At 55.5% G+C, this 25,496-nt stretch carries 26 protein-coding genes; 15 read left to right on the top strand and 11 right to left on the bottom strand.

All coding sequences use genetic code 11. The features are described from left to right. Window positions 1–19 precede the first annotated feature (19 nt). Genes JIN85_RS12085 through JIN85_RS12070 form a run of 4 tightly spaced genes read left to right on the top strand, consistent with a single transcriptional unit; the run spans window position 20 to window position 4,741 of the window. Entirely contained in the window at window positions 20–718 is a 699-nt protein-coding gene (locus JIN85_RS12085) for a response regulator transcription factor (RefSeq protein ID WP_200271031.1), read from the top strand. Further along, on the top strand, window positions 715–2,268 hold the full coding sequence (locus tag JIN85_RS12080) for a sensor histidine kinase (RefSeq protein ID WP_200271029.1): 1,554 nt from the start codon (window positions 715–717) through the stop codon (window positions 2,266–2,268). Before JIN85_RS12085 ends, JIN85_RS12080 begins: the two co-directional genes overlap by 4 nt. 31 nt (window positions 2,269–2,299) lie before the next feature. Continuing rightward, window positions 2,300–3,391: a tetratricopeptide repeat protein gene (locus JIN85_RS12075; protein WP_200271027.1), complete on the top strand. Its 1,092-nt coding sequence runs from the start codon at window positions 2,300–2,302 to the stop codon at window positions 3,389–3,391. A gap of 18 nt (window positions 3,392–3,409) precedes the next feature. After that, window positions 3,410–4,741 (top strand): SUMF1/EgtB/PvdO family nonheme iron enzyme, encoded by a 1,332-nt coding sequence (locus JIN85_RS12070; protein ID WP_200271025.1) that lies wholly within the window; start codon window positions 3,410–3,412, stop codon window positions 4,739–4,741. A 43-nt stretch (window positions 4,742–4,784) separates the two neighbouring features. On the opposite strand, the gene JIN85_RS12065 is transcribed toward JIN85_RS12070, so the two are convergent. Both JIN85_RS12065 and JIN85_RS12060 read right to left on the bottom strand, forming a co-directional pair. Then, window positions 4,785–5,123 (bottom strand): hypothetical protein, encoded by a 339-nt coding sequence (locus JIN85_RS12065; protein WP_200271017.1) that lies wholly within the window; start codon window positions 5,121–5,123, stop codon window positions 4,785–4,787. A gap of 22 nt (window positions 5,124–5,145) precedes the next feature. Then, on the bottom strand, window positions 5,146–6,276 hold the full coding sequence (locus JIN85_RS12060; protein WP_200271015.1) for a citrate/2-methylcitrate synthase: 1,131 nt from the start codon (window positions 6,274–6,276) through the stop codon (window positions 5,146–5,148). 133 nt (window positions 6,277–6,409) lie between these two features. Here JIN85_RS12060 and tsaB point away from each other — a divergent pair, with 133 nt between their 5' ends. Next, window positions 6,410–7,111, top strand: a complete 702-nt coding sequence (gene tsaB / locus JIN85_RS12055; protein WP_200271013.1) for a tRNA (adenosine(37)-N6)-threonylcarbamoyltransferase complex dimerization subunit type 1 TsaB — start codon at window positions 6,410–6,412, stop codon at window positions 7,109–7,111. Here the strand turns inward: tsaB and JIN85_RS12050 are convergent. Continuing rightward, the gene (locus tag JIN85_RS12050) at window positions 7,053–7,820 is read right to left on the bottom strand and encodes a methyltransferase domain-containing protein (RefSeq protein WP_200271011.1); all 768 of its coding nucleotides are present in this window, start codon (window positions 7,818–7,820) and stop codon (window positions 7,053–7,055) included. The two genes, tsaB and JIN85_RS12050, sit on opposite strands and share 59 nt — an antisense overlap. After that, window positions 7,817–8,125 carry an EF-hand domain-containing protein gene (locus JIN85_RS12045; RefSeq protein WP_200271009.1) on the bottom strand — a complete coding sequence of 103 codons (309 nt, stop codon included), beginning with the start codon at window positions 8,123–8,125 and terminating at the stop codon, window positions 7,817–7,819. The genes JIN85_RS12050 and JIN85_RS12045 overlap by 4 nt, the downstream gene beginning before the upstream one ends. Before the next feature lie 53 nt (window positions 8,126–8,178). Here JIN85_RS12045 and JIN85_RS12040 point away from each other — a divergent pair, with 53 nt between their 5' ends. Continuing rightward, window positions 8,179–8,622 (top strand): 23S rRNA (pseudouridine(1915)-N(3))-methyltransferase RlmH, encoded by a 444-nt coding sequence (locus JIN85_RS12040; protein ID WP_200271007.1) that lies wholly within the window; start codon window positions 8,179–8,181, stop codon window positions 8,620–8,622. A 24-nt stretch (window positions 8,623–8,646) separates the two neighbouring features. Here the strand turns inward: JIN85_RS12040 and JIN85_RS12035 are convergent, their stop codons facing one another. The 3 genes from JIN85_RS12035 to JIN85_RS12025 all read right to left on the bottom strand — a co-directional run bounded on the left by JIN85_RS12035 (window position 8,647) and on the right by JIN85_RS12025 (window position 10,566). After that, window positions 8,647–8,841 (bottom strand): hypothetical protein, encoded by a 195-nt coding sequence (locus JIN85_RS12035; RefSeq protein ID WP_200271005.1) that lies wholly within the window; start codon window positions 8,839–8,841, stop codon window positions 8,647–8,649. Between the two features lie 75 nt (window positions 8,842–8,916). Continuing rightward, window positions 8,917–9,726: a hypothetical protein gene (locus JIN85_RS12030; RefSeq protein WP_200271003.1), complete on the bottom strand. Its 810-nt coding sequence runs from the start codon at window positions 9,724–9,726 to the stop codon at window positions 8,917–8,919. Between the two features lie 48 nt (window positions 9,727–9,774). Beyond that, window positions 9,775–10,566 carry a hypothetical protein gene (locus tag JIN85_RS12025; protein ID WP_200271001.1) on the bottom strand — a complete coding sequence of 264 codons (792 nt, stop codon included), beginning with the start codon at window positions 10,564–10,566 and terminating at the stop codon, window positions 9,775–9,777. A gap of 156 nt (window positions 10,567–10,722) precedes the next feature. On the opposite strand from JIN85_RS12025, the gene JIN85_RS12020 reads away from it, so the two are divergent. Beyond that, on the top strand, window positions 10,723–12,462 hold the full coding sequence (locus tag JIN85_RS12020) for an ABC transporter ATP-binding protein (protein WP_200270999.1): 1,740 nt from the start codon (window positions 10,723–10,725) through the stop codon (window positions 12,460–12,462). On the opposite strand, the gene JIN85_RS12015 is transcribed toward JIN85_RS12020, so the two are convergent. After that, complete coding sequence (locus tag JIN85_RS12015) at window positions 12,445–14,280, bottom strand: ABC transporter ATP-binding protein (protein WP_200270997.1); 1,836 nt, start codon at window positions 14,278–14,280, stop codon at window positions 12,445–12,447. The genes JIN85_RS12020 and JIN85_RS12015 overlap by 18 nt on opposite strands. Window positions 14,281–14,384: 104 nt before the next feature. Between JIN85_RS12015 and JIN85_RS12010 the strand changes: the two genes are divergently transcribed. Next, window positions 14,385–15,353 (top strand): CPBP family intramembrane glutamic endopeptidase, encoded by a 969-nt coding sequence (locus JIN85_RS12010; protein ID WP_200270995.1) that lies wholly within the window; start codon window positions 14,385–14,387, stop codon window positions 15,351–15,353. An 8-nt stretch (window positions 15,354–15,361) separates the two neighbouring features. On the opposite strand, the gene JIN85_RS12005 is transcribed toward JIN85_RS12010, so the two are convergent. After that, complete coding sequence (locus tag JIN85_RS12005; protein WP_200270993.1) at window positions 15,362–16,120, bottom strand: ComF family protein; 759 nt, start codon at window positions 16,118–16,120, stop codon at window positions 15,362–15,364. Further along, window positions 16,092–17,237, bottom strand: coding sequence for a CPBP family intramembrane glutamic endopeptidase (locus JIN85_RS21960; protein ID WP_200270991.1), 1,146 nt, complete (start codon window positions 17,235–17,237; stop codon window positions 16,092–16,094). The genes JIN85_RS12005 and JIN85_RS21960 overlap by 29 nt, the downstream gene beginning before the upstream one ends. On the opposite strand from JIN85_RS21960, the gene JIN85_RS11995 reads away from it, so the two are divergent. Both JIN85_RS11995 and JIN85_RS11990 read left to right on the top strand, forming a co-directional pair. Continuing rightward, entirely contained in the window at window positions 17,226–17,486 is a 261-nt protein-coding gene (locus tag JIN85_RS11995) for a hypothetical protein (protein ID WP_200270989.1), read from the top strand. The genes JIN85_RS21960 and JIN85_RS11995 overlap by 12 nt on opposite strands. Window positions 17,487–17,529: 43 nt before the next feature. Next, entirely contained in the window at window positions 17,530–20,241 is a 2,712-nt protein-coding gene (locus tag JIN85_RS11990) for a carbohydrate-binding protein (RefSeq protein WP_200270987.1), read from the top strand. A 6-nt stretch (window positions 20,242–20,247) separates the two neighbouring features. On the opposite strand, the gene rph is transcribed toward JIN85_RS11990, so the two are convergent. Next, on the bottom strand, window positions 20,248–21,030 hold the full coding sequence (gene rph, locus JIN85_RS11985; RefSeq protein WP_200270985.1) for a ribonuclease PH: 783 nt from the start codon (window positions 21,028–21,030) through the stop codon (window positions 20,248–20,250). Window positions 21,031–21,213: 183 nt separating this feature from the next. Here rph and JIN85_RS11980 point away from each other — a divergent pair, with 183 nt between their 5' ends. The 5 genes from JIN85_RS11980 to JIN85_RS11960 all read left to right on the top strand — a co-directional run bounded on the left by JIN85_RS11980 (window position 21,214) and on the right by JIN85_RS11960 (window position 25,482). Beyond that, complete coding sequence (locus tag JIN85_RS11980) at window positions 21,214–21,939, top strand: DUF4198 domain-containing protein (RefSeq protein ID WP_200270983.1); 726 nt, start codon at window positions 21,214–21,216, stop codon at window positions 21,937–21,939. Between the two features lie 203 nt (window positions 21,940–22,142). Next, entirely contained in the window at window positions 22,143–23,012 is an 870-nt protein-coding gene (locus JIN85_RS11975) for a metal ABC transporter substrate-binding protein (RefSeq protein ID WP_234047395.1), read from the top strand. After that, complete coding sequence (locus JIN85_RS11970) at window positions 23,009–23,791, top strand: metal ABC transporter ATP-binding protein (protein WP_200270979.1); 783 nt, start codon at window positions 23,009–23,011, stop codon at window positions 23,789–23,791. The genes JIN85_RS11975 and JIN85_RS11970 overlap by 4 nt, the downstream gene beginning before the upstream one ends. After that, the gene (locus JIN85_RS11965; RefSeq protein WP_200270977.1) at window positions 23,792–24,658 is read left to right on the top strand and encodes a metal ABC transporter permease; all 867 of its coding nucleotides are present in this window, start codon (window positions 23,792–23,794) and stop codon (window positions 24,656–24,658) included. It abuts the gene before it with no gap. After that, complete coding sequence (locus tag JIN85_RS11960; protein WP_200270975.1) at window positions 24,655–25,482, top strand: metal ABC transporter permease; 828 nt, start codon at window positions 24,655–24,657, stop codon at window positions 25,480–25,482. Before JIN85_RS11965 ends, JIN85_RS11960 begins: the two co-directional genes overlap by 4 nt. Window positions 25,483–25,496: the final 14 nt, after the last annotated feature.

The raw sequence follows: 25,496 nt of genomic DNA, 5'->3' as shown, positions 1-25,496 counted from the left end.
CCTCAAAATTCGAACCGCCGTGCCGGAAGTCACCATTTTAGTCATTGAAGACGATTCTGCGATCCGTCAGGGGATCGTGGACGTGCTGGAATATGCAGGATACCATACTCTGGAGGCAGCCGATGGGCACTCGGGAATGGAGTTGGCTCTGAAGTCAAAATATCGCCTGCTGGTTCTGGATGTGGTGATGCCGGGTCCCTCCGGGTTCGAAATTTTGCGTGCGCTGAAACGCAAGCGCCCTGGCCAAGCGGTCATCATCCTTTCCGCCCGGGGTGAGGAAAATGATCGTGTGCGCGGGCTCAAGGATGGCGCCGATGATTATGTGGTGAAGCCATTTAGCATGAAGGAATTGCTGGCCCGTGTGGATGCGGTTTTACGGCGCACGTGCGAACGGGCGGCTCCAGCGGATGAACGCGGGATTCCCGGCGGTGTGGTGGATTTTCAGGCGCGGGCGCTGCGATTTGGCGGCGGGGAGGTCGAGGAGTTATCAGAGCGGGAAGCTGAGCTGCTACGGTATTTCATGGATTCCCACGGAAGAATCGTTTCCCGCGAGGAGGTGCTCCGGCATCTTTGGGGACTCGATCCCGACCGCACGGAAACCCGGACCATTGACATGCACGTCATGCATTTGCGCACCAAGTTGAGGGACAAAGATCAACAATTCCTCAGAACCGAGCGCGGCAAGGGCTATCGATTGATCACGGGTGCTGAGTCATGAAAGTCCGGAATGGAGCATTGGCCTGGGTGGCGTTTGCGATCTGTGCTGTGGTGATTTTGCTGGCCATGTCATGGCAGACCACGAGGGCGATCCGCGCGGAGCGGGATCGAATTGCTGCGGAAGGTCGCGCTGATTTGCAGGAACGAATGCGATTGGCACTCTGGCGGATGGATTCACTCGGGGCAGTGACCGTTGTCTCATTGAATCGGCCACAGCCTGAGGCAGCGGATTTGGTGTTGGTCCGGCGCAGCTTCGTTTGGTCGGCTCAACCTTCGGAGGAGTTGCCGAAGGTCCTGGAAAACGTACCTGGCGGGTGTCTGGCCGTTTTGGCAAAACTGCGGACCGATGGGAAAAGCCCCGCCGAGCTGGAAAATCTGATTCGCGAGAACAATCTGAACCGCGCCAGCATGACCCAACAAAAAGCGGCGAGCAATCTGGAGTGGCTAAGCCGCGGAAAGATTATCGACAATGCCCTATCCCGCGATCCATTTGCCCAGGAGGAGGAATCGGTCGCCCCGCGAGCCATTTGGATCGGCAGCGAGTTGTTTTTGTTCAAGGTCGATCCCTACAGTCCCGCATCCCTCCGGGGGACTTGGTTGGATGTCGGGCTATTGAAAAACCGCTTGTTGCGGGAAGTGAGGGATATTTTGCCGGGTGCGGACTTGGTTCCAGCCCAGGGGATTTCGGATGATGGGCTGGTGCTGGCTTCGTTCCCGCTGCGCTTGCAGCCGGGCTCACTTCCCGGGGAAAGGCCGACTTTTTCAGCGCCGATCGCGATTTCACTGGCGGTGGGCTGGCTGGCGGTCGTGCTGGCGATCCTTGCAGCCACCGTGCTGGCCGCCATGATCATTCGGTTGAGTGAACGCCGGGCGTCGTTTGTTTCTGCGGTGACTCATGAATTGCGCACCCCTCTGACGACTTTCCGGCTCTACTCGGAAATGTTGGCCAACCGCGCGGTGAAGCCGGAAAAGCAGGACACTTACTTGAAAGTGCTTTCTCGTGAGGCGGATCGACTGTCGCATCTGGTTGAGAATGTGTTGGCCTTTTCCCGGATCGAGCGGCGCTGCATTCGCAAAGTGAAGGACAGTCAGCCGATTGCGGAAGTTTTGGAGCCGATGCGGGAGCGGTTCGAAGCCCGACTTGCTTCGGCGAATCTGACGTTGCGCATGGAATTGCAGAGCCGTGCCGCGCTTCGCAAAATCCGCCTGGATACGGCTTCACTGGAGCACATCTTGTTCAATCTCATCGACAACGCTGCGAAATATGCTGCCGGGAGCGATCCGGCGGAGGTGGAACTTCGTGTTCAGGAGGGAAGGCGAAAGATCCGGATTTTGGCAATCGATCATGGCCCAGGCATCGCAGATTCGGAGAAACGCAGGATTTTCCGTGCTTTCCACAAATCTGCGCGTCAAGCGGCGGAATCATCGCCGGGCGTTGGACTGGGCCTGGCCTTATCGAGAAGGCTCGCGCGCGCGATGGGCGGGGATTTGACTTGTGGCACACGACGGGTGTCGGGATCTTGCTTTGTCCTGACCTTGCCGGTGCATTGACAGTGTATTGGCCATTAGCCATCTTCCAGCAATGACGAGTCCTTCAACCGACAGTTTGCCGAAGCAGACGCGACCACCGGTGTTTGCGATCGCGTGCGGTTGTCTTGCGCTGCTCGCGGTTGGCCAGCTTGCGATCGGAGGCATTGCGTTGGCGAAGCGCTTTCAGGATTCGCAAAAGGTCCGGATCGTGGAGAAAGAAGTTCCGAAAGTCGTGACGCTGAGAATCCCACAGTCCGGCGAAAAAACTGCCGACAAATCGATCGTCGCCCGCCCCCCGGTCCTGGAGATTGCCCCGCTTCCCAAGGTTGAGCCGACTCCGTTAACAACTCCTTCGATCGCCATTCCTCGATCCGAAAGGCTTGTGAAAGAAGCAAAGCAGGCCCGCATCGCTGGCGATATGATGCGGGCGATCACGAAGTTGGAGTCCGCTCTGGAGGAGTCTCCGCATGAAGCCTCAGTCCTTTTTGAACTCGGGCAAATTCATGAAAACATGGGCGTTCTGGACAAGGCGTCAGAATACTACGAGCAGGTTTTCCAATTGGGTGTCGCGGGTGCCGGGTCGCTCTATCAAGCAGCGGCCGCGAAGCTGAGGGATGGTTTTGAGCGACCGACGGATAAGCTGGGCAAGCTGTCCTTGGATCGGGTGGGGATAATCAAGGGCGAAGATCCAAAGGGTCAGAAAGTGACGCTGACCATACCGGTGGAAGTTGCCCCGGATGCTGAACTCGATGTCGGTGAAATCTCCATTGAGGTGAACTTTTTCAATCTCACGTCAAAGGGGGATATCGTGCCACTGGAGGACGATTCCTGGGTGGAGCAGCACTGGCTCACGGAGCCGATCAACTGGGCAGATGGCCCGGAAACGCTTTTGATGACCTATACCATCCCATCGCAGAGTGTTGCAAATGAGCACCTATTTGGGAGCCTGGAATATTACGGGCAAGTGGTGACCTTGAGTTATAAAGGGGAAGTCATGGATATGGAAGCCTGGCCACGGCATTTGGCCGCGCGGCTGCCAAACCGGAATTCGCAGAATATGAATGATCCCTACGCTTTGCCGGATTTTTCCAATGAATTCCCGCCGGACTTCGATCCGAGCGCCGGACTTTTGCCGCCACGGTAGATCATTTCGCTCACAGCCATGGAATCCAACACTGAGGCGCGCCAACTGGGTGATTATTTGCTAAAAGAAGCGGTGTGGGAGTCGTCCATGGCGACTACCTGGTTGGCCGAACAAGTGTCGATTCGGCGACCCGTTTATGTCGATGAGTTGAAAAGCGAGCATGCCGATCAAACCGAGGCCTTTCTAGCGGATGTGAGGGTGAAGGCGGCGATCCATCAATCCGCGTTTGCCTCAATTTACGAGGCGGTCTCGGTTCCGGATCAGTGCTTTTTTGCTTATGAAATTCTGGAAGGAAAATCATTGGCGGAGCTGGCCCGGAAAAAGACGACCATGGATCCTCAGGTGCTGGTGGGGATATTGGAGCGGATTAGTGAAATTTCGCAATTCCTGGAAAGTGAATCGATTGCGAATGTTCCTCTCGGCGCGGAAGATTGCTATCTGTTGCCAAATGGGGGTGTGAGACTGGCGAACCTGGCGATTGCCGGGGAGCGGGAGCCAGGGACATCTCAACGCGATATCGCTGCTCTTGGGCGGGAGCTGCCGCGGCTGGTTGCAAAAAATCGACCCGCAAGTGGCAGGCTGCTCGTGCTGCTTGCCTGGATGCGCGGGGAAGGGGATGGAGTCGTGCAGAGCTGGGCAGATTTGCAGGGATATTGCCGTGAGATCCACCGGCAGCTTCAGGAACATCCTCCCAAAAAACGGCAGCCGGCGATTTTGGCCAGTGTGGCCGCAGCTGTGATCTTGGCCGGTTTGCTGGTGTTCATTTTCAGTCGGCATCAAGCTCCCGATCCCAATCCTGGTGATTTGGATGTCCAGCCAGCCGCGCCTATTTCGGTATCAGCGGGGCAGCATGTCGGTGTGGACGGAGCGGTGGCTGAGTTGCCGGCGTTCGCTATCTCCGCACGTCCGATTTCGGTCGGTGAGTATGTCGCGTTTTTGCAGGCGCTGGACATTCTGAAAGAATCCCATTTGGAGAAGACCTACAATCACCGGCAACAGCCGGATACGAAATCCGGGCACGTGCCGGATGCGTGGGAACCTCAAAAAGCTGGGAATCCGGCAAATCCCGTGACCGGAGTGGATTGGTGGGATGCCTCCGCGTATGCGAATTGGAAAAAATCCCGCCTGCCGAATCAGGATGAATGGTTCGCAGCCTTGGATAAGTCCGATCCGATTGCCGTCTACGAATGGACTGAGAAGATGCAGATCAATCCAGCGAACCCTGCGGGTGGAACGTTTTGGACCATCATTCGGATGGGACCATCACGACCTCAGCGCGAGTGGCTGGAGGATCGCTCGGTGCGTAGACCGGATATTGGTTTCAGGATTTTGACCGAAAAGAAATCCTGAATCTCTGACGAGCCAGACTGGACCAGCGCGGGCCGGACTGCGGTCAATCCGAGGATTCCGGCTTCTCCGTGGATTCCGTGGGAGGTCGGGCCACCACTCCGGATCCAGATCCAGTGCTATTTTCAGTGTTGGACTGGGTGGATGCCCGATCGAACTGGTGATCGCCGGGCAGATCGTAAATCGTGTCTGGCATATGGAAAGGCGACTCGATCGGCGTCGTTCCGGTCGCCTCGGTTTGCGCTGGCGGTTTCACGGGCTCGACAACTCCCGGTGATTGCGTCGCAGCATTTGGGTCCTCGGTTGTCCCGCTTTGAGTTGCGCAGGAGACCATGAGGATTGCCATGCTGGCGGCAACCACTGGGAGTTGTAGTTTCAAGGCCATGAATTGAAATCAGGGGGACCCGTTAGCGGGATTCAATAGGCGGGACCGGAAGCATTTCCTTCGGTCCGGTGTAGAGAGTCAATGGACGGTAGAGGCGATTGTCGCGCAATTGCTCAAGCACCTGGGCGGTCCAGCCGGAGGTCCGGGCGATCGCGAAGATCGGAGTGAATAGATCGGTCGGAATGCCGAGGGAGTAGTAAACGGTGGCAGAGTAGAAATCGACGTTGGCTTCGAGGCCTTTGCGATCGCGCATAATCTGGGCAATCCGCTCCGACATTTTGATCCATTTTGGCTCGCCGAGTTCTTCGGTGAGTTGGATCGCGAGCTTGCGGAGGTGAGGTGCGCGTGGATCGAGCACTTTGTAAATCCGGTGGCCGATGCCCATGATCTTCTCTTTGCGGGTCAGTTTGCCTTCCACATACTCATCCACTCCATCGAGATCACCGATTTCCTGAAGCATCAGGATCACGCCTTCGTTGGCACCGCCGTGAAGCGGTCCTTTGAGGGTTCCGATGGCGGAAGTGATCGCTGAATACATATCGGACAGGGTCGCCACCGTGACTCGAGCGGAGAAGGTGGAGGCATTCATGCCGTGATCGGCGTGGAGGATCAGAGCGACATCAAGGGTTTTTACTGCGACTTCACCCGCTTCTTCGCCGTTGATGAGGTAGAGGAAATGGGCAGCTTCCGAAAGGTCCTCGCGCACGGCAGGGAGTTCCAGTCCTTGGCGGAAACGGTGATAGGCGGCGACCAGAACCGGGGTCTTGGCGATCAGGGAAAGGGCGATCTCGGCATTTTCCTGGATGTCTGGAGCGCCGGTCTTAACGCGTTTATCATAAAGGCCGAGCATGGAAACTCCGGTGCGGAGAATATCCATCGGGGAGGCGTTCTTCGGCGCTGATTTCAGGAAATCCAGCACGCCTTGCGGCAGTTCGCGATCGCCACGGATGCGTTTTTCGAAGTCAGTCAGCTCGGCACGGTTTGGCAGACGGCCGTTTTGCAGCAGATAAACCACCTCTTCGTAGCTGCATTTTTCAACGAGCTGGTCGATGTGGTAGCCCAGATAGCTCAGTTCTCCGATGGCTCCATCCACTTTACTTAGGGCGGATTCATTGGCGATGACCCCTTCCAGGCCGCGTGCATAATCGGTCATGATCAAAAAATTTAAGAATTACAGGAACGCCCGTAAACAAGCGGTTTGCGGGGTTGCGCGCAAGGGAGAATCTCCCAGAAATCTGGATAAAGCGGACTGGCGGAGCGGCGGCTCGCAGGCGTAAGCTGCCCGCGTGGAGGATACTACGGCTCTGATTCTTGAAACTTCGACACCTGCGGCATCACTGGCGCTGGTGCAATCTGGCAAAGTGACGCGGGAGCTGTCGTTCACCAGTGACCGGAATCACAATGCTCAGCTTTTTGCTCCGCTCGCGGAACTGCTCGGAGAAATCCCGATTTCTGCAGTGAATCTGGTGCTCGTGGGCAGTGGGCCGGGGAGTTACAGCGGGACCCGCGTTGGCATCGCAGCTGCGCAAGGCACCGCCATCGCAGCGTCCTGCCCGGCGATTGCCGTTCCATCGATTCTCGCCATCCCTTCGGCAGAACAAGGAAATGCGTGCTTGATGGTTGGCGACGCACGGCGGGGAGCCTTCTGGACCGCGCGTGTGGATGAGCTTGAGTTGATTTCTCCGCCTCAAATCACAGATGCAGAGGACTTTTTCAAACAAGTTGAAGCCGCCATTGCTGCCGGAGAATCCGTCATTTCCTTTGAAAAACCGGACCGCTTTCCTCTACCGGAAGCTATGGTCGCGCAAGTGAAGCTGGAATTTCCGACAGCCGGGCGCTTGTGGCAGGCTTGGCTGGCGACACCAGCAGCGACCCGCTCGCTCTGGGCAGCGGCATCCCCCCAGCCGATCTACCTGAAGCCACCTCACATCACGGCTGCGAAACGGTCCTGGCTGATTCCTCCTGGGGCTTCCGCTGCCAGACCGTGACCAGTGAACGGCTCCATTGAAATTTGCGGGCGGTTTCCCGGATTAAAAACGGTTCTTCTGTCTCACGAAGGAGCGTAAAATGGGGTGCAAGGTGGTGTTTGAGCCACGCAAGAGTGTCCGGAAGCGGCCAATTTGGCGGTGGTGTGAATTCTTCCAGCCAAGTGCACGGTGTTACCAGAACCAGTTCACCCTTAGGGCGGACCAACTGAGGCAGGCGAGCGAGCAGCCTCACTGGCTCCGGTAGACGGCAAAGCAGATTCGCGGCGTGAACACGATCGAACGAGCCGATTTCAGGCAAATTCATGGCGTCACCCTGGGTAAATTCGACCCGAGCGGGATCGATCCCGTTTGGTAAGGATGCCGTGAGCTGGGTGAAATGGGCGGCCTCTTCGAGCCGCAGGAAATCCAAGGATTGGCCGTTTTTCAACTGATTGGCTGCGGCAATGAACGCATGGGAGAAATCCACCCCGATGACTTCCTGGCAGGCGCGAGCCATCTCGAAGGTCGACCGGCCAACGGCGCAACCGAGATCGAGACCCCGGCCGGGCCGACTGTTGGAAAAGTGCGTGGTAGTCCGGATGGGAAATCCGAGTGCCCTGCGCATCCCATCCGGCCAATTCTGAGTTGCAGGGAGAATTTCTTCGTCACTGCCGTAGTGAAATAGCAAATACTCCGCGAGGATCTTGTCGGATTCGTAAATCTGGCTCATCCGTTCACGATCTTTTCGGCTTCATCGGCCCGCGCGTAGCCTTTTTGAGCCTCCTTGAGGGAAATTTTGCCATCGTGATCGGTGTCGTAAAACTGAATGATGGTGGCAGTGGATTCGCCGCTGATTTGGGACGCCTCCTTCAGCTCGGAAGCATCCAGTTCTGAATCGCCATTGAGGTCCCAGCGGTCAAATTTTTGCAGCAGACCGATCATTTGGCGCTCCACTGCAGTTTCAGGAACCACGGGCCCGGGAGGGCTGCTGCAAGCGGAAATCGCGAGGGGGAGGAGCAGAAGGATGGCTTTCATGGATGAAATGACGTTGGCGGCGGCTCTGCGGTGAGGCAAGCTTTGAACGTCCCATGCAGATTCGAATCCTCTATGCCGGAAAACCGGCCCTGGCTTACGCAAAAACGGGCGTTGCCGAGTATGTGAAGCGTTTATCCCGTTTTGGCGGGTGCGAGATGATTCAGGTCAAAGCAGGAGAATCTGCGGAGGTCTCGGCTCGCCTGCTGGAACGATCCCAAGGGTGCTACCGAATTGCTCTCGATGAGCGGGGCGAAGCGCTGACGACGCGGAAGTTTACCGATAAGCTGCAGCAGCTGGAACTACGAGGCGATGTAAAATCAGTTGCTTTCCTGATCGGCGCGGCGGACGGCCATACTCCGGAACTGCGCCAGGCTTGCGATGGGCTGTTGGCACTATCCCCGTTTACTCTGCAGCATGAATTGGCCCTGCTGGTGTTACTGGAGCAGCTTTACCGAGTCGCCTCACTCCGTGCAGGCATGCCCTATCACCGGGATTGAGCGGGCGGTCAACCGACGGCAAAATCAGCGGCGATATTGATTTTGCGGCATCAGGCCGAACATGCCGGCGCCACCTTGACCAGGAACTGCCGTGTTCCACGGAATGTTGGTGCTATCCGTGGTCGGGCCGACTGGCTTGGGCTCGGTGTCTTTGGCGCAGGATGTCAGTCCGGCGAGGATCGGAGCGCAAATGGCCAGGATGAGAAATGAGCAACGCATGGCCTGAACGTAAAACAGGCTCCGCGGCGTGCAAGCCTGCGGAGCCTGTGAAGAGCGAAAAATCGCTGGAGGGCGTTAGTTGCTCGCTGGTGTAGCGAGAATCACACGGTCACCTGGTTGGATGCGAACTCCTGGGGAGAGGCTGTCCATGTCGATGTTAGCCACCGTTTGAGTCGCTTCGATCGCGGAAGGAGCCACGCTGCCGATGAGGCGGCCGTCGCGCTTGACGAGGAGTTTGCCTTGTGGAGCGAAGCCGGAATTGCTGCCAGCACCGATGACGAGGAAGCCCCAGTCTTGGTTCACGGCGGTTACGACAGCTTCAGTTGCGTTTTGAGCGATGCGAGCCTTGCGGTCGTTCGATTTTTGAGTGAGACGATCGGACTCGGCCTTGGTGGAAGCGATGCGCTTTTCAGCAGCGTCGGAATTGGACTCCAATTCTTCGATCTTGGTCTTCTTTGCAGCGTTGGCGTCTTCGATCTCAGCGATCTTATCGCCAAGGTTCTCAAGGGTGATGTCGCCGCCGAATTCCTTAAGGCTGTCCTTCAGCTGTTGGATGGTTTCTTCAACGGAGGTCAGCTCAGCTTGTTGCTGTTTGATGGTTGCTTCCGCATCGGCCATGTCGCGCTTGAGGGACTTTTCGGTCGATTTCAGAGTCGTGATGCTTTGGCTAAGCAGCTCTCTTTGATCTTGAGCGTCTTTGAGTTGAGCCTCGGTTTCTGCAAGGGTCGCTTCCGTGCCTTCGGCCTTGGTGGTGACTCTTTCGTTTTCGTGTTTGGCGCTGAGGCGCTGGCTTTGCTCTTCCTTGAACTTGGAAGAGAGTGAGAAGGAGAAGAACACAGCAGCTCCGGCCGCCACGATCACCAAGGAGTTAAAAACGATTTTCATTGGGATTCCTAAGAGAGTTTTTGTTGGAGGATTTTTGGGAAAGGTGAATCAGTTGGAGGCTGATGTGAGGTCTTTTGCGCCTGGAACAACGACGTCACCCGTGCTGAGGACGGTTCCTTCTGCAAGGCTGTCAGGAACGATGCTGGCGGAAGCGCTGTTGCTTTCCACGGCGGTTACGAGGAGCTTGGCGATCACTTCGCCGTTGCGGACAACGTTGAGGACCGAGTTGGTGACGACGCCGCTGTTGTTACCAGCGCCAAGAGTGACAAATCCCCAGTTTGGATAAATCGAGCGGATGGTGGTCTTCATGTCCGGGAAGGACTCACCTTTGGAAATGTATTCGTTTTCAGCCTTTTGGCCGGCAACCACTGCGTCAGCGGCTTTGCTTTCAGCGATGAGGTTGTTGAGTTTTGCAGTGCTTTGGTCAACTGACTCCTTGAGATCTTCTTGCTCGGCAAGGATGCCGCGCATTTTAGCAGCCAGACCTTTGATCGGTCCAAGGCGGTCAACTTGCTCTTGAACAGCGTCGAGCTTTTCCTTGTTGGATGCGATCTCAGGCTTTTTCGCCTCGATGGCAGCGGAAAGGTTTTCGTTGGAAGTTTTCTGATTGGCTTCCTCGGTGGTGTAGGCTGCGACTTGGTCTTGGGTTTTGCTCAGTTCTTCGTTGGTTGCAGCGAGGTTGTCCTCGGCAGTTTGAAGTCGATCTTGGCTAGCAGCGAGCTTGGTTTGTGCTTCCTTACGATTTGAAATTTCAGATTCGTAAGCATTTTTATTTTTGACTGCGACAAATGCTGCAATTGCGAGTACAATAGCAGTGAGGATTCCGAAAACGTTGGCCATGGTTTTTTTTGTTTAAGAGCTGTGGTTCCGCGTGTGTGACCGGACTCTAGGAAGGCTCCTTTCAACTCGGCAATCTCAAATTTTACAGAGTTTTTAGGTTTCGACCTACCCGCCTTTACAAATCGCTGACAAAGGGGCAACGGTGCGGGGTTTCCTATGAAGTCGATTCTGCGAGTTTTTTCCTACCTGAAGCATTACCCAGGCCTTGCAACTGCTCAACTTGTGTGCGCTGTGGGGATGACGGCGGGGGTGTTTGTTTTCCCGAAAGTCACCGGTTACCTGATCGATACCGTCATTCCGAACCCAGAGCGGCACGGAGAATTTTATTTTTGGATTTTTGTCGTGGTCGCAGGCTTTTTCGCCAAGGACGGGCTCAATTCGCTAAGAATTTTTATCAACAACCACTTCGAGCAGAAGGTCATCTACGATATCCGCTCGGACCTTTACGCAAAAATTCAGCGACTCCCGTTAAATTGGTTCGATACGCGTCGAACTGGCGACATCATGACCCGAGTAGTTGAGGATGTGACGAACATGGAGCGGGTGCTGATCGACGGCATCGAGCAGGGTTTGGTCGCGGGACTTCAGGTGATCGGCATCGGAGTCTTTCTGTTTTATCTGAATCCCGCCGTTGCGGCATGGGCGGTGATTCCGATCCCGCTACTGGCCATTGGAGCTTGGATTTATTCCTCAAAGGGTCGCGATCGTTACCGGAATCAGCGTGAGGCGGCTTCCGATTTGAATGCATTGCTTCACGACAATATTGCCGGTGTCCGTCAAATCAAAGCCTACGCGGCTGAGCAGGTGGAACATCGCCGGTTCAATCAGTTTTCAGAATCACTGCGCCAAGCCACGCTGCGGATGATGAAATGGTGGGCGATCTATTCCCCGGGCATGTCATTCACCCGGATGCTCGGCTACGCGCTGGTCCTGGCGGTCGGCGGCGCGGCGCGGATGCTTCCAGAAACGGATCCCGGTCATTTGACGACCGGTGATTTTACGATGTTCCTGCTCTTTCTATCCCTGTTCTACGAACCCATCGACCGCCTTAACAGCCTCAATCAGATGGCGCTTACCGGTCGGGCTGCGGCGGACCGGGTGTTCGAAATTCTGGATTCCGAGGAAGAATCCCATTCAACGACAGGAAAACACCTGCCAGAAAAGCTCAATGGGCATGTCCGGTTTGAAGACGTTTCCTTTTCGTATCAGGATCATCCGACTCTGAAAAACGTCACCCTGGAAGCGGAACCCGGCAAAACGATCGCTCTGGTCGGCTCAACAGGCGCCGGCAAAACCACCGTGCTGTCCTTGCTCGCGAGATTTTACGAAGTGACTTCCGGTAAAATCACCATCGATGGAGAAGACATTTCACAAGTGGCGAAGCTGGATCTGCGCGACCGACTTTCCTACGTGACCCAGGAAGCATTTTTGTTCAACGGCACGGTCCGCGAAAATCTCCTGTTGGCCAAACGCGGGGCAACGGATGCGGAAATTTGGGCCGCGCTGGAAGCCGCTCACGCCGCGAAGTTTGTCCGCGCGCTGCCGCAGGAGCTTGAGACGAATGTCGGCGAACGCGGCGTGAAATTGTCCGGCGGGGAAAAACAACGGATTTCGATTGCCCGTGCCTTGCTGAAAAACGCGCCAATCCTGCTGCTGGATGAAGCCACCGCTTCGGTCGATTCGGAAACCGAGCGGCAAATCCAGGATGCTCTGGATCGGTTGATGGAAAACCGCACGGCTTTCGTGATCGCCCACCGTCTTTCCACCATCCGCGATGCAGACCGAATCTACGTTCTGGAAAAAGGCCAGGTCATCGAAAGCGGTGCGCACGAAGAATTGCTGGCGGAGGGCGGAAAATACGCCGCTCTTTGCCGTGAATCATTCCTGCACCACTGATTCTGCTGGAATCGCTTCGGTGGTGGATGTGTCGGAAAGCATTTGGCTGCGCAGCATCGCTCCATAGGTCGGGTCGGTGTCGCGTAGTTCAGCGTGACTGCCATCCGCGACGATTCTGCCCTTGTTGAAGACCAGAACCCGATCGGCGATGGTGATGGTGCTGAAACGGTGGGCAATGATGAAGGTCGTTCTGCCTTTTACCAACTCGGTCAGAGCCTGTTGCACCATGGCTTCGCTTTCCGAATCCAGCGCGCTGGTCGCTTCGTCGAGGATCAGGATCGGCGCGTTTTTCAGGAACGCGCGGGCGATGGCGATGCGTTGGCGTTGGCCACCGGAGAGTGATTCGCCGCGCTCGCCAACTTCCGTGTCGTAGCCTTTGTCCTGGGCGAGAATGAACTCGTGGGCATGCGCTTTGCGGGCTGCCGCTTGAACTTCCTCGTCGGTGGCATCCAATTTCCCGATGCGGATGTTTTCCGCGATGGTGCCGGTGAAAAGCGCTGGCATTTGCGGCACTACCGCGATTTGGGCGCGGACATCTTTCTTCAGCGCGCTGCGCAGATCGATGCCATCAATGGTGATGCGGCCGAGCCCGGGATCATAAAACCGTGGTACCAAATTGGCAAAAGTCGATTTGCCAGCGCCGCTCGGGCCAACGAGCGCAACCACCTGACCAAATGGGATTTCCAGATCCACTTCACGCAGTACCGGTTCATCCAGGTAGGCAAATGAGACGTTTTCGAAGCGGATTGCTTTCCGTAGAGGTGGCAGCGTGATCGGGGTTTCCGGTTCGTTCAGGGTGTCATCTTCGTTGAGAATGTATTCGATCCGCTCGATCGAGGCCCCGCCTTGCGAGAAGAGCGTATGGATCATGCCCAGCTTTTTCACAGGCTCGTAGGCCATGAAAAGGGCCCCGAAGAGACCGAGGAAATCTTCCAATACCATTCCCGCTTTGACTCCCATGTAAATGGCGGCGGCGAAACCAATGGAGGCGACCACTTCGATCGATGGAGAGATGGCCTGCTTGTAGCGGACGACCTTGAGGGCAAGGCGCAGGATTTCCGCAATTCTCAGGCGGAAGTTGGCGATCTGGCGCTGCTGGAGGTTATAGGCCCGAATTTCCAGTGGGGATTGCAGGCTTTCGGAGAGCGCCGCGGTCAATCCACCGCCTTTCTTTTGCAGTTGTTTTGCCCGTGCTGCGAGTTTCTTGCCAACAGAGCGAATCACCAGAACGCAGATCGGAATCGAGATCAGCGGGATGATGGCCGCGAACAAGCTGTGGTTCTGCCAAGCGAGGTAAACCAGAAAGCCCATCGAGGAAAGCAGGGTCGCTGGTTGCTTGATGAGATCACTGGAGGCGCCCGCAATGACTTGCCGCAGGATGTCCGTATCGCTCATCAACCTGGCCAACAAATCCCCGGACTTATTCTTTTTGAAGAACGAGATCGGAAGCGTTTGCAGCTTCACGAAAAGGTCAACGCGGATGGCCTCGACCACACGAAGGCCGGAATAATTGATCAAATACGCGTTCGCATACCCGGAAATGGCGCGGATCAGGAAAGTTAATGGGATCCATAAGCAGATGATCAAGAGCAGCTTGTCATGTCCTAGGTCGCTCAGCCGATCGTGGATGAAGGTCTGGAGCCCATCGAGCTCGGGTTTATCTTTTTTGGATGGAAATAAAATCGGGAAAACGATTTTGCTCATCAACGGAATCCCCGCGCCGCTGGCGACGGCGTAGATCAGTCCAGAAATCACACCGGCGGCGAACGGCCATTTGACCGCACGCAGGTGCTGGTAGTAAGGAAGGAATCTTTTCAAAGCCGAGAATTTCGACAGCCTTGCCATCCAATCCCGGATTCGGCAAGCGCGTTTCGGCAAGCGGTTCTGGACAAGGTCGCTGCAGAAACTCATATCTGCCCCGCATGCGTTTTTTGAAATCCGAGGCGGGAGCGGTGGTATTCTGGGTCATCAGCTCCATCCTGTTGGCGGCCGCAATCGTGCCCTGGATTTACAATGCAGGCATGGATTTGGCAGCGGAGGCGCAGGCGAAAGAGCTGTCGCCGATCCTGGAATCGATCGGAAAATCCGCCGCGCGGGCCGATCTGGACCGGTATTTCAGCCGTGCTCTGTTGCTATCAGTTCTCGTCCTGCTGCCGGTTTTCCTGCTGAGACTGAGACAGATCCGTCGATCGAGCCCGCGTGAAGCTTCCGTGAAAGCGGAGCCATTGCCCTGGAAGACCCGATTGCTGGACATCTGCACCGCGTTTGTCATCGCCGCAGGAAGTCTCTGGATATTAGGGACTACCTTGCAGCATTTCGGGGCGTTTTTCAGTCGGCCCGATGCCCCGGCCGTCTCGAAACTGTTCAGCAAGGCGGTGATTCCTGCGCTCGGCGCAGCCGTGGTGGAGGAGTGGTTGTTCCGTGGCTTGTTGCTCGGAATCTGGTTGCGGGTCGCGAAACCGGTCCCCGCGATCGTTGGAACTTCCCTGCTGTTTGCGTTCGTTCATTTCATGCAACCACCTGCTGATGCGGCGATCGCCAATCCGGGGCAAATCTTCGCGGGATTTCACCTGCTCGGGTTGATTTTCCTGAATTTCACCGATCCCGGATTCATCGCGGCGGAATTTGCGGTGTTGTTCACGCTCGGGCTGTTGCTGGCTTCTACCCGCGTCCGCACCGGTTCACTGTGGTTCCCGATCGGCTTGCATGCGGGGCTGGTTTTCGCCTTCAAGGCCTTCAATCTCTATCACAAGGCATCCCCCGACAGCGCACTGCGGCCGCTGTGGATCGGGGATAGTTTGCGATCCGGCGTTCTCCCCGTGCTGACCCTGCTGGTCATGGGGCTGATTTGCTGGCCGATTTTACGAAATCGTGGCCGGGTTCGCAAATGACGCGTTTGCTAGCCACGCATCACGGTGATGACGGCGACGTTTTGAAATCCGGCCTTGCGCAAAGTTTTAGCGCAGGCATCGACCGTCGATCCCGTTGTGAAAACATCGTCGATCAGGATTGCGCCACGAGTTTCCGCGAACTTTTGCCGTGTCCTGGCGAACGCGGAACTCAGGTTTTCCAAGCGTTCTTTTCGCGATAGCCGGGTTTGGGTCGCGGTTTTGCGGACCCGCTTGAGGGCGTGGAGCACCGGCAAGCCGATGAGTTGCGAAAGCTGCAACGCGATCTCTTCCGCTTGGTTGAAATGCCGCCATTGATAGCGGCTTCGGTGCAGGGGGACGGGCACCAACGGCCATTTTTCCTGCAACGCGATTTGGAATCGAGGATCGCTCAGCGATTCGCTCGCGAGCCTTCCCAGCTCGTGGGCCAAGTGGATGGCACGCTGATACTTCAGTCCATGAATCATCTGCAGGGTTCGCTCGTCACGCAGCATGGCAGGGCGGGCGAAGTCGAAGGCGAATTTCAGATTGCTGCAATTCGGGCAGTGGAAATCGCCGTCGATCCGCCCTTCAAAATGCTCACCGCAGACACTGCAAAACGGCTCCCTCAACCGCGGCAACGAGTCGTTGCACGGCGGACAGAGCGAGCGGTTTTCCGTGAGCGGCTGTTCACAAAGGGCGCAAACTGGCGGGTAGAGAAGGTCCAGTGCCGCGATTCCCCATCGGCGAAACAGCCCGCGATCAGGCGGCGGGGGGAGAGTTTTCGGCATGATGGGAGATCAGGAAATGCACCAGCATCGTGGTCAGCCCGATGCCGATGAGGGGGAGTAAGCCATGCTGCAAGCCATCGCCCGCCAGCAGCCGGGCAAACCAATCTTTGCGCTCAATCGGTGTGGCAACGCGCATGAACAGCTCGTTGGCGAAAATCCATCCAGTATGCAGCCCCACCGGCAGCCATAGCGATCCGGTGCGCCATCGGGCGTAAGCGAATAAAAATCCTGTGCAGAAAACCGGAATCAATTCCGCGACCAAAGCGATTGGGGAGACGAGTCTGCTGAATTGGCCCGTCAGAAAGTGAACCCCAGCAAGCAGCGCTTCAGGATCTGGAACTCCAACCGCCGCGGATGGATGAAAGGCAATTTGGTAGAGAGTCGAAAAAATGGCTGCTGCCAGCAGCGCGATGGCGGGCCGATGGGCGCGGAGAAAAATCCCCATTACAATCCCGCGGAAGAACACCTCCAGAAATGTCGCGAGCAGAACGGAGTGGATGAGCAAACGCCAGATCCATCGCCGCAGCTCCGGAGTGGGGGTGATCCAGGCGAATGAGCCGGTTTTGGTCAGGCAATAACCGATGATCAACATGATCCCGGCCATCAGGATCAGCCCGGTGATCCACTGCAGCTGGCCCAGCGGATTTTTTTTCAACGGCTGACCGGGATCAGGGAGCACGGTGTTTTCCGGCAAGCGCAGGGACCACGGTTGGATCCAGAGATTTCGATTTCGTGAGCTGATCCGCAGCCACGCGAAAAATGGCACGACGGCAATCATTGCGCAGATCGACAGACTGAGGACGAAAAATGATCCGTATGGCCAGTGATGGAAAACGCCGCCAAGGCGCTCCATGGGGCCGATGGTTTGGCGATTTGCGGTGACCTCGTAAAGGGCCATGCACCCGTTGTAGATCCATGGACAGCAGACCGCCCCGGCGCCTAAAGTCACCACAGCGAAAAGCCAAATTTTAAACATGTCTCGGTTCGCCTCGGTCTGCACGCGATCACCATATCCAGCTGCGGCGAAAAGGAAAGCGTGCTTCGATTTGCTTTCACGATCGGTTCGGCCTTGCCTGATGCCGCTTGAATCCAGAGTCTGCCCGGCATGGAAAGTCACGAATGGAACGAACGCACGGACGAGGGCAAACGCTATTTCCGCGCGAGTTATCACGCCCAGAAGTGGACGATCCTCACCACGCTGAAGACAGATCCGGACTGGGAGCGACTCGAAACCGATCAAGTTCCTGAGGAAGTCTGGCGTGCCTTGCGCGACATCATTTGGAGAAAATACCAGCGCAAGCGGCTCCCTTGGGAGCGCGTCGCGGAACTCGACAAGATTCTCGGCGACGAGCCGGAAGAGAAATAACGCGGCTCTAGAATCCTCATTCCACCGGCATCCTGCGGTGGCAATGAGATTGAAAAATCCGTCCCAACAGCTTGGTATCTTCCGAATGGTCAAATTCGGATGCTGGCTGCTACCGCTCCTCTTGGTATCCCATGCGGTTGCTGAGTCGATTTGGATCGAAGGCGAAAGTGCGGTCGATTCAACGGCAGTGAAGCACCCGTGGTATCACTCCCAGGTCGATCGAAAGCAGTTATCGGGCGGGGATTTCATTTCACATTTTTCCAAGGATCATCCGGGTGAGGTCGGTTATGATTTCGAAGTCAATTCAGCGGGTGAATTTGATTTCTGGGTGCGGGCCAATCCGGTTCAGAGTAAAATCGGTTATCAGTTAGATTCCGGCGAATCGGAATGGATCGATATGTCGCGTCGACAGACCGGCAGTGTGAACATTGCCTCAGATGGTAAACCGGACTTGCGATTTATCGCCTGGGCCTACGTCGGGCGGGTTACGTTAAAGGCGGGGAAGCATCATCTTTCGTTCACCTTCGATAGCACGAATGAGTATCATGGAAGCCTCGATTGCTTTGTTTTCGCTCCGCCGGATTTTCAGCCGATTGGGGTTCTCAAGCCCGATGAAATCGAGGCGCATCAGCGGGAGCTTGCCGAATCGAACGATGGCTGGGTGCCTTGGATTTCCAATCAGGATGCAGCGGGTGAAAGTCCGATTAATCTGCGGCGGCTGAACGAAAAATTCGCCGGCGAACATGGTGGAATCGCCACTCGTGGCGCGGATTTTATCTATCGGGATTCTGGAGAAGTGGTCCGTTTTTGGGGAGTCAATGGCCCGCCTGTTTCGCTGCACGGTGAGGAGCTCGCCGCCTGCGCGCGGATGCTCGCCAGCCATGGGGTCAATCTGGTTCGCATCCACGGTGCCGTGTTTGATCCGAAAACCGGTGTGCTGGATGCGGCAAAAGTGGCTCATGTCCGCGAGATCGTTGCGGCGATGAAGAAGGAAGGGATCTATTCGCATCTTTCGGTCTATTTCCCCTTGTGGTTGTCGCCGGAACCGGGGCCCGGATGGCGAGAGGGATACGATGGCAACATGCATCCGTTTGCGCTGCTTTACTTCGAGCCTGAATTTCAAAAACTCTATCGCAGTTGGGTGGAGGCTTTGCTGAAGCAACCAGGTTCGGACAGTCATGCCTTGATTGATGAGCCAGCGGTCATGGGCATCGAATTGATCAATGAGGATTCGTTCTTTTTCTGGACCTTCAGTGAGAAAAACATACCGCCAGCCCAGCTGGCAAAACTGGAGGCGATGTTCGCCAAGTGGGCGGCAGCGAAATACGGCTCTCTCCCTGCGGCCCACCAAGCATGGCATGGAATGAAACTTCCGCATGACGCCGACGATGCCTTGGGGATTCGTCCGCTTTACCAAATTTTCACCGACAAAACCCAACGCGATCAGGACACCGCCGCGTTTTTGTTAGAAACCCAGCGTGGCTTTTACGAGACGACTTCCAAGTGGTTGCGTAATCTCGGCTACGAGGGTCTGATCACGGCTTCGAACTGGACCACGGCGAATCAGGCGATCCTCGGCCCGTTGGAAAAATACAGCTACACGCCTGGCGATTTCATCGATCGCCATGGTTACTTCGGCTGTCATTTGGAAGGTGACAATGCTTCGTGGTCGATCCGGAATGGCCAAACCTACGGGGATCGTAGTGCTTTACGATTTGATCCGGAAAAGCCGGGGGATTCGAAGGATTTTTCCCATCCGGCGATCGATCCAACTTACTTTGGCAAGCCGTCGATGATTTCCGAAACGACCTGGAACCGGCCGAACCGATACCGTGGTGAGGCGCCGCTTTTTTACGCTGCCTACGGCGCGCTTCAAGGCAGCGATGCGTTGGTCCATTTCGCCCTGGATGGTGCGCAATGGTCGGTCAAGCCAGGCTATTTCATGCAGCCATGGACATTGATGAGTCCCACTCAAATGGGACAGTTTCCCGCAGCGGCATTGATTTTTCGACAGGGTCTTGTTCATCCGGGTGAGGTGGTTGCGGATCTCTCGTTGACTCTAACAGATGCTCTGGCCTTGAAAGGAAGCCCGCTTGTCCCGGTTGCAAATCTGGATGAACTCCGCAAACAGGATGTTCAGGATCAAGGGGACGCCGGGAACATTTCAACCGGGATCGACCCCTTGGCGTTTTTTGCGGGAAGAACCGCGCTTGGCATCGGCGCTGAGAAGAAAGCGGATCGAGTCGCGGATTTATCGGACCTGATCCATCGCGAGAAACAGGAAGTCAGGAGCCGCGATGGTGAGCTGAAATTGGACTATGGCAAAGGCTTGCTGAGATTGAATGCTCCGGCGGCTCAAGGAGCTGTAGGGAACCTGAAAGAGGGCGGGGTGATCGATCTAACGGATGTGGAGATCCGCTCGCCTTTGGAGATTGGCGAAATCGTTGCAGTTTCCCTGGATGGAAAACCGCTCGCGGATTCAGAAAGCATTTTGTTGCAGGTGATGAGCGAAGAGAAGGCCAATGGGTTTGCCACGGAGCCTGCTGGCGAAGGTCTCAAGCGCATCATCAACATCGGCAGCGATCCGTGGCTGATCCGTCAGTTGGCTGGCACCGTTCGGTTCAAACGCGCCGATGCTGCCAAGCTGGAAGTTCGCCAGCTCGACATTAATGGGAGACTCCAAAAGCCACTGGGCACAGCGGATCAAATCCAGCTGCAACCCGCAACGGCCTACTACTGGATCACCAAGTCGTGATTACGCTCAGCGTTTGCCAAAAGCAGCGGTAAGCGAAGCGAGATCTGCCGGAGCGGCCCGGTCTGCGGTCAGAATGGCAGCTTTTTGCAGTGAAATCAGATCCGCGATGCCTTTCTTCGATAGCTCCAGCATCGCCGTCATTTGCTCGCTGGTGAAAACCGCTTCTTCGCCGCTGCCCTGGACTTCGACAAATTCCGATGCCTCGGTCATGACGACGTTGAAATCGACCGACGCGGCTTTGTCTTCGAGGTAATTCAAATCCAGAACCGGAACGCCTTCGTAAACGCCAGCGGAGACTGCGGCCACCAGTTGCTTCATCGGGAAAGTTTTCAGTTTGCCCTCTGCCATCAATTTATTGAAGGCGATCGCCGCCGCAACACAGCCACCGGTGATGGATGCGGTGCGGGTGCCGCCATCAGCTTGCAGCACGTCGCAATCGATCCAGACCGTGCGCTGGCCGATTTTTTTCAAATCGATCGCGGCGCGAAGTGCGCGTCCGATCAGGCGTTGGATTTCCGAGGAGCGGCCGTCGATTTTACCACGGGAAATGTCACGCGGCTTCCGATCGAGCGTCGAATACGGCAGCATCGAATACTCAGCGGTGAGCCAGCCGCCTTCCACCCGCTGGGCACGCATCCAGCGCGGGACATCGTCCTCGACCGTGGCGGAGCAGATGACCCGAGTATCTCCGAATGAGACCAAAACGGACCCGGTGGCATGCGGTGCAACATTGGGAACGAAGGAAATAGGGCGAAGTTGGTCAATCTGGCGTCCGTCCGGGCGATTCATGCGACAGTGAAGTCCTGCTGCCCGTCGTGGGCAAGCGCGGAGAATTTTTCCTGCGAATCCGCAGTTGAAATTCCGCTGCCGGACGCTTTTTTTGTGGTGAGTTTTTTTGCTGGGGTTGGGTAGTCCCCATCTGATGTTATGAATAGTATAAAACGATATTTAGTGGTCCTGGCAGTTGGGATCATGCCATTGCAGGGTCACGATTCCTGGGTGGAAGTGCCTTCGTCAGAGGTAAAAACGGGTCAGCCGGTTTATGCCGATTTGATGTTGGGCAATCACGGGAACAATCACCGCGATTTCAAATTGGCGGGTAAAATCCCACTGGAGCGGTCGACTTTTTCACTGATCGGTCCTTCCGGCACCGTGACCAATCTCAAGCCAGATCTGATTGATCGTGGCCTGGACCCCAAAGGCGGGTATTGGACCGCGAAAATCAATCACTCGGCACCCGGGCTCTATCGGTTGATTCACACCTACGATGCGATCGTCAGCTACGCGCCAAAACGCGCCATCAAATCGGCGAAGACGTATTTTGCATCGGGCCGATCCGATTCAGCCCCTGGAACTGCCACGATCGTCAAACCCGACGGACTTCCGCTGGAGATCATTCCCTTGGATGACCCAACGAGACTTAAGGGCGAAGGCAAGGTTTTGGTGAAAGTGCTTTTCAAAGGTGAACCGCTGAACGACGCGCTCATTTCCTGCATTCCACGTGGTAATCCTTTTGGCGCAGATCTGGATCCAAAGCTCGAGACACGCACGGCTGCCAACGGCGGGGCTGTTTTCGAAATCAGCCAACCCGATGAATACATGATCGCCGTCCATGTCGATGCTCCTGAAGAAACAGGCGAAGGCTATTCTGAAGGGACCGAATATGGCGCTACGCTCACCTTTTGGGTCACCGAATAACTCCAACGATCCGCATTTCGATAAAATCAAAGGAGAGGGCTATGGCTCTCTCCTTTTTTGTATTCGATTTGAGTAAAAATATTAGATTTGACGATTAAATTTAGTTATGCCTAAATTTACGTCAATTCATGTCAAGGACACCTATAACGATCGGAATCAAACTCAGCCATGCGGTGCTTGTGGTGGCTGGCTTATGGGCTTTGATGGGCTGCAAGAGTCAGCCTGAAGTGGCGGATGGCAGGATTCGAGTGGTGACCAGCTTCACCATCATCGCAGATATGGCGCGTGAGGTAGCAGGAGATGCGGCGGTTGTGGAATCCATCACCCGCCCAGGAGCCGAGATTCATGGTTATGACCCGACACCGAAGGATCTGGTGAAAGCGCAACGAGCGGATCTGGTGTTGTGGAATGGCCTTAACCTCGAATTATGGTTCGAGAAATTTTTTCAAAAACTGGATGATGTTCCGAGTGCTGTTCTAACAGATGGCATCGAACCGATGGGGATCGCTGCGGGGCCTTATCGGGGGAAGCCGAATCCCCACGCCTGGATGTCCCCCGGGAATGCGTTGATCTATGTGGAGAACATTCGCAAGGCGTTGGTAAAAGTCGATCCAGTCAATGAGCCCATCTACAACCGGAATGCCGCAGACTATTCAGCCCGCATCGAGGCAATGGATGAGCCGGTGCGAAAAAAGTTGGCGGAAATTCCGGAATCACAGCGATGGCTGGTGACGAGTGAGGGTGCTTTTTCTTATCTCTGTGATCATTACGGACTGCGGCAATTGTATCTTTGGCCGATCAATGCGGATGCTCAAGGAACGCCGCAGCAGGTGCGGCAAGTCATCGATCGGGTGCGGGAAAATCACATCCCGGTGATCTTTTCCGAAAGCACCGTCAGTGACAAACCGGCCAAGCAAGTCGTTGCCGAAACCGGGGCAGCATACGGAGGAGTTCTCTATGTGGATTCTCTAACAGACGAAAGTGGGCCGGCTCCCAGCTATCTCAAGCTTCTTGAAAAGAACGCGGATACGATTGTTCAAGGTTTTTCAACCACCAGCGGAAAGAGTCAATGAGTTCCACCAAGCTTGAAGTCAGCGGTTTATCGGTGGCCTATCCGAATGGTCACCAGGCACTGGATCGAGTTTCGTTTCAGCTTTCCTCCGGGACGATTTGCGCACTGGTCGGCATGAATGGTTGTGGCAAATCGACCCTTTTCAAAAGCATCATGGGATTTGTTAGGCCCAGTGGAGGTAAAGTGGAAATCCATGGGAAGCCCGTCCGGGAATCGCTCAAGCAGCAGCTTGTCGCCTACGTCCCGCAATCGGAGGAAGTGGATTGGCAATTTCCAGTGAGTGTTTGGGATGTCACGATGATGGGACGCTATGGAGCCATGAATTTTTTGCGCATCCCCAGAGCTATCGATAAAAGGAAAGTTGAGGAAAGCCTGCGGCGGGTGAACATGTGGGATTTCAAAGATCGCCAAATTGGTGAGTTAAGCGGTGGCCAAAAGAAGCGGGTATTTCTTGCCCGAGCTTTGGCGCAAGGCGGCCAGGTGATTTTGTTAGATGAACCCTTCACTGGAGTGGACATCAAAACCGAAAAAGAGATCGTCACACTCTTGCGCGAGATCCGCCAGGCAGGGGGGATCGTATTGGTATCCACTCACGATTTGGGGAGCGTGCCGAATTATTGCGATGAAGTGGTGCTTCTGAATCGTTCGGTGATCAGCAGTGGTCCGACTTCCGAGGTGTTCACGGAAGAAAATTTGTCAAAAGCATTTGGTGGCATGCTTCGGCATACCAAGGTGGGGCAAAACTACACGGAATTTGGCAGTCTAACCGCAGCTGGGTGAATGAGTGAACTATATCAACAGCTGCTCATCCCTTTCCAGTATGATTACATGGTAAGGGCGATTCTATCAACCGCGCTGATCGGGAGTGTTTGCGGTTTTCTTTCCGCGTTTGTGACACTCAAGGGTTGGTCTCTGATGGGAGACGCTCTTTCCCATGCGGTGGTGCCTGGTGTTGCGGTTGCTTACATCCTCGGGCTGCCGTTTGCAGTCGGAGCGTTTGTCGCGGGTTTGATGGCCGCAGGTAAGATGGCCTTCGTAAAAGCGAAATCACGAATCCGCGAGGACGCGACCATTGGCATCGTTTTCACCACATTCTTCGCTGCCGGATTGTTGCTGATTTCACTTTACCCGGCACGAGTGGATCTGCGGACCATTTTGCTTGGAAATATCCTCGGTATTTCGAATCCGGATATGATCCAAGTTCTGGCGATCAGCGTGGTGACGCTGTGTGTGCTCGGCTTGAAGTGGCGTGATCTCATGTTGTTTTGCTTCGATGCCAACCAAGCCCGTGCACTTGGATTGCGAACCGGATGGCTTCATGTTTTGCTGCTGTCCTTGTTGGCAGCGACAGCCGTTGCCGCGCTACAGGCGGTTGGCTCCTGCTTGGTGGTGGCGATGCTGGTGACACCGGGGGCGACGGCTTATCTTCTAACAGATCGATTCAGTCGCATGTTAGGCCTGTCTTCACTGCTGGGACTATTGAGCTCGGTGCTTGGGACCTACGCCAGTTACTATCTGAATGGTTCAACAGGCGGGTGCATCGTGTCACTCCAGACATTGCTATTCATCGGCGCATTTTTCTGGAGTCCTAAACATGGCTTTGTCCACGCCCGGCGCATGGTAAAACAGCATCAAATCGAATCATGAGTGGCTGGCTGGATTTTTTGGAATTCGAATTCATGCGGGATGCGATGCTGGTCGGATCCATGGTTGCAGCGATGTGTGCGGCACTATCGTGCTTTCTGGTTTTGAAAGGTTGGTCATTGATGGGAGATGCGATTTCCCATGCGGTGTTGCCGGGGATTGTTTTGGCTTATCTAACAGGTCTGCCTCTCCTGATCGGAGCGTTTGCCGCGGGTTTGTTTTGCTCCAGCAGCATTGGATGGATCAAGCGGCATAGCCGGATCAAGGAAGACACGGTGATGGGTGTGGCCTTCACAGGCATGTTTGCATTCGGGCTGGTATTATTCAGTCGAACGCCCTCGGAGATGCATCTGGATCACATTTTGGTGGGAAATATTTTAGGTATCACCCGATCACAATTTCTCCAAACCCTCAGCCTGGGTGGTGCAATTTTGACAGTGACCCTCATGCTGCGCCGCGATTTATTGCTCGTTTGTTTTGATCCCGGGCAAGCACGAGCCATGGCTTTGGCGGACCGATTTTTGAATTATCTGCTCTTGTCCATGTTATCTCTGGCCATCGTCGTGTCGTTGCAAGCCGTGGGGATTATTTTGGTGGTCGCGATGTTGGTGGCGCCAGGATGCATCGGTCATTTATGGTGCGACCGATTGGATCGGATGTTGATCGTAGCGATCACCTCAGCGGTCCTTTCCACGTGGATCGGCCTTATGGTCAGTTTCCAGATCGATGCTGCCTCAGGGGCCTGCATTGTATTGGTTCAGGCGATGTTCTTCTTTCTCTCACTGCTATTCGCGCCCAAACACGGGATTTTCTTCAGAACCACTTGAATTTTGGTGAAGAT

Source organism: Luteolibacter pohnpeiensis, assembly GCF_016595435.1.
GTDB classification, from domain to species: domain Bacteria; phylum Verrucomicrobiota; class Verrucomicrobiia; order Verrucomicrobiales; family Akkermansiaceae; genus Luteolibacter; species Luteolibacter pohnpeiensis.
This window is presented reverse-complemented; position numbering and strand designations above follow the sequence as displayed.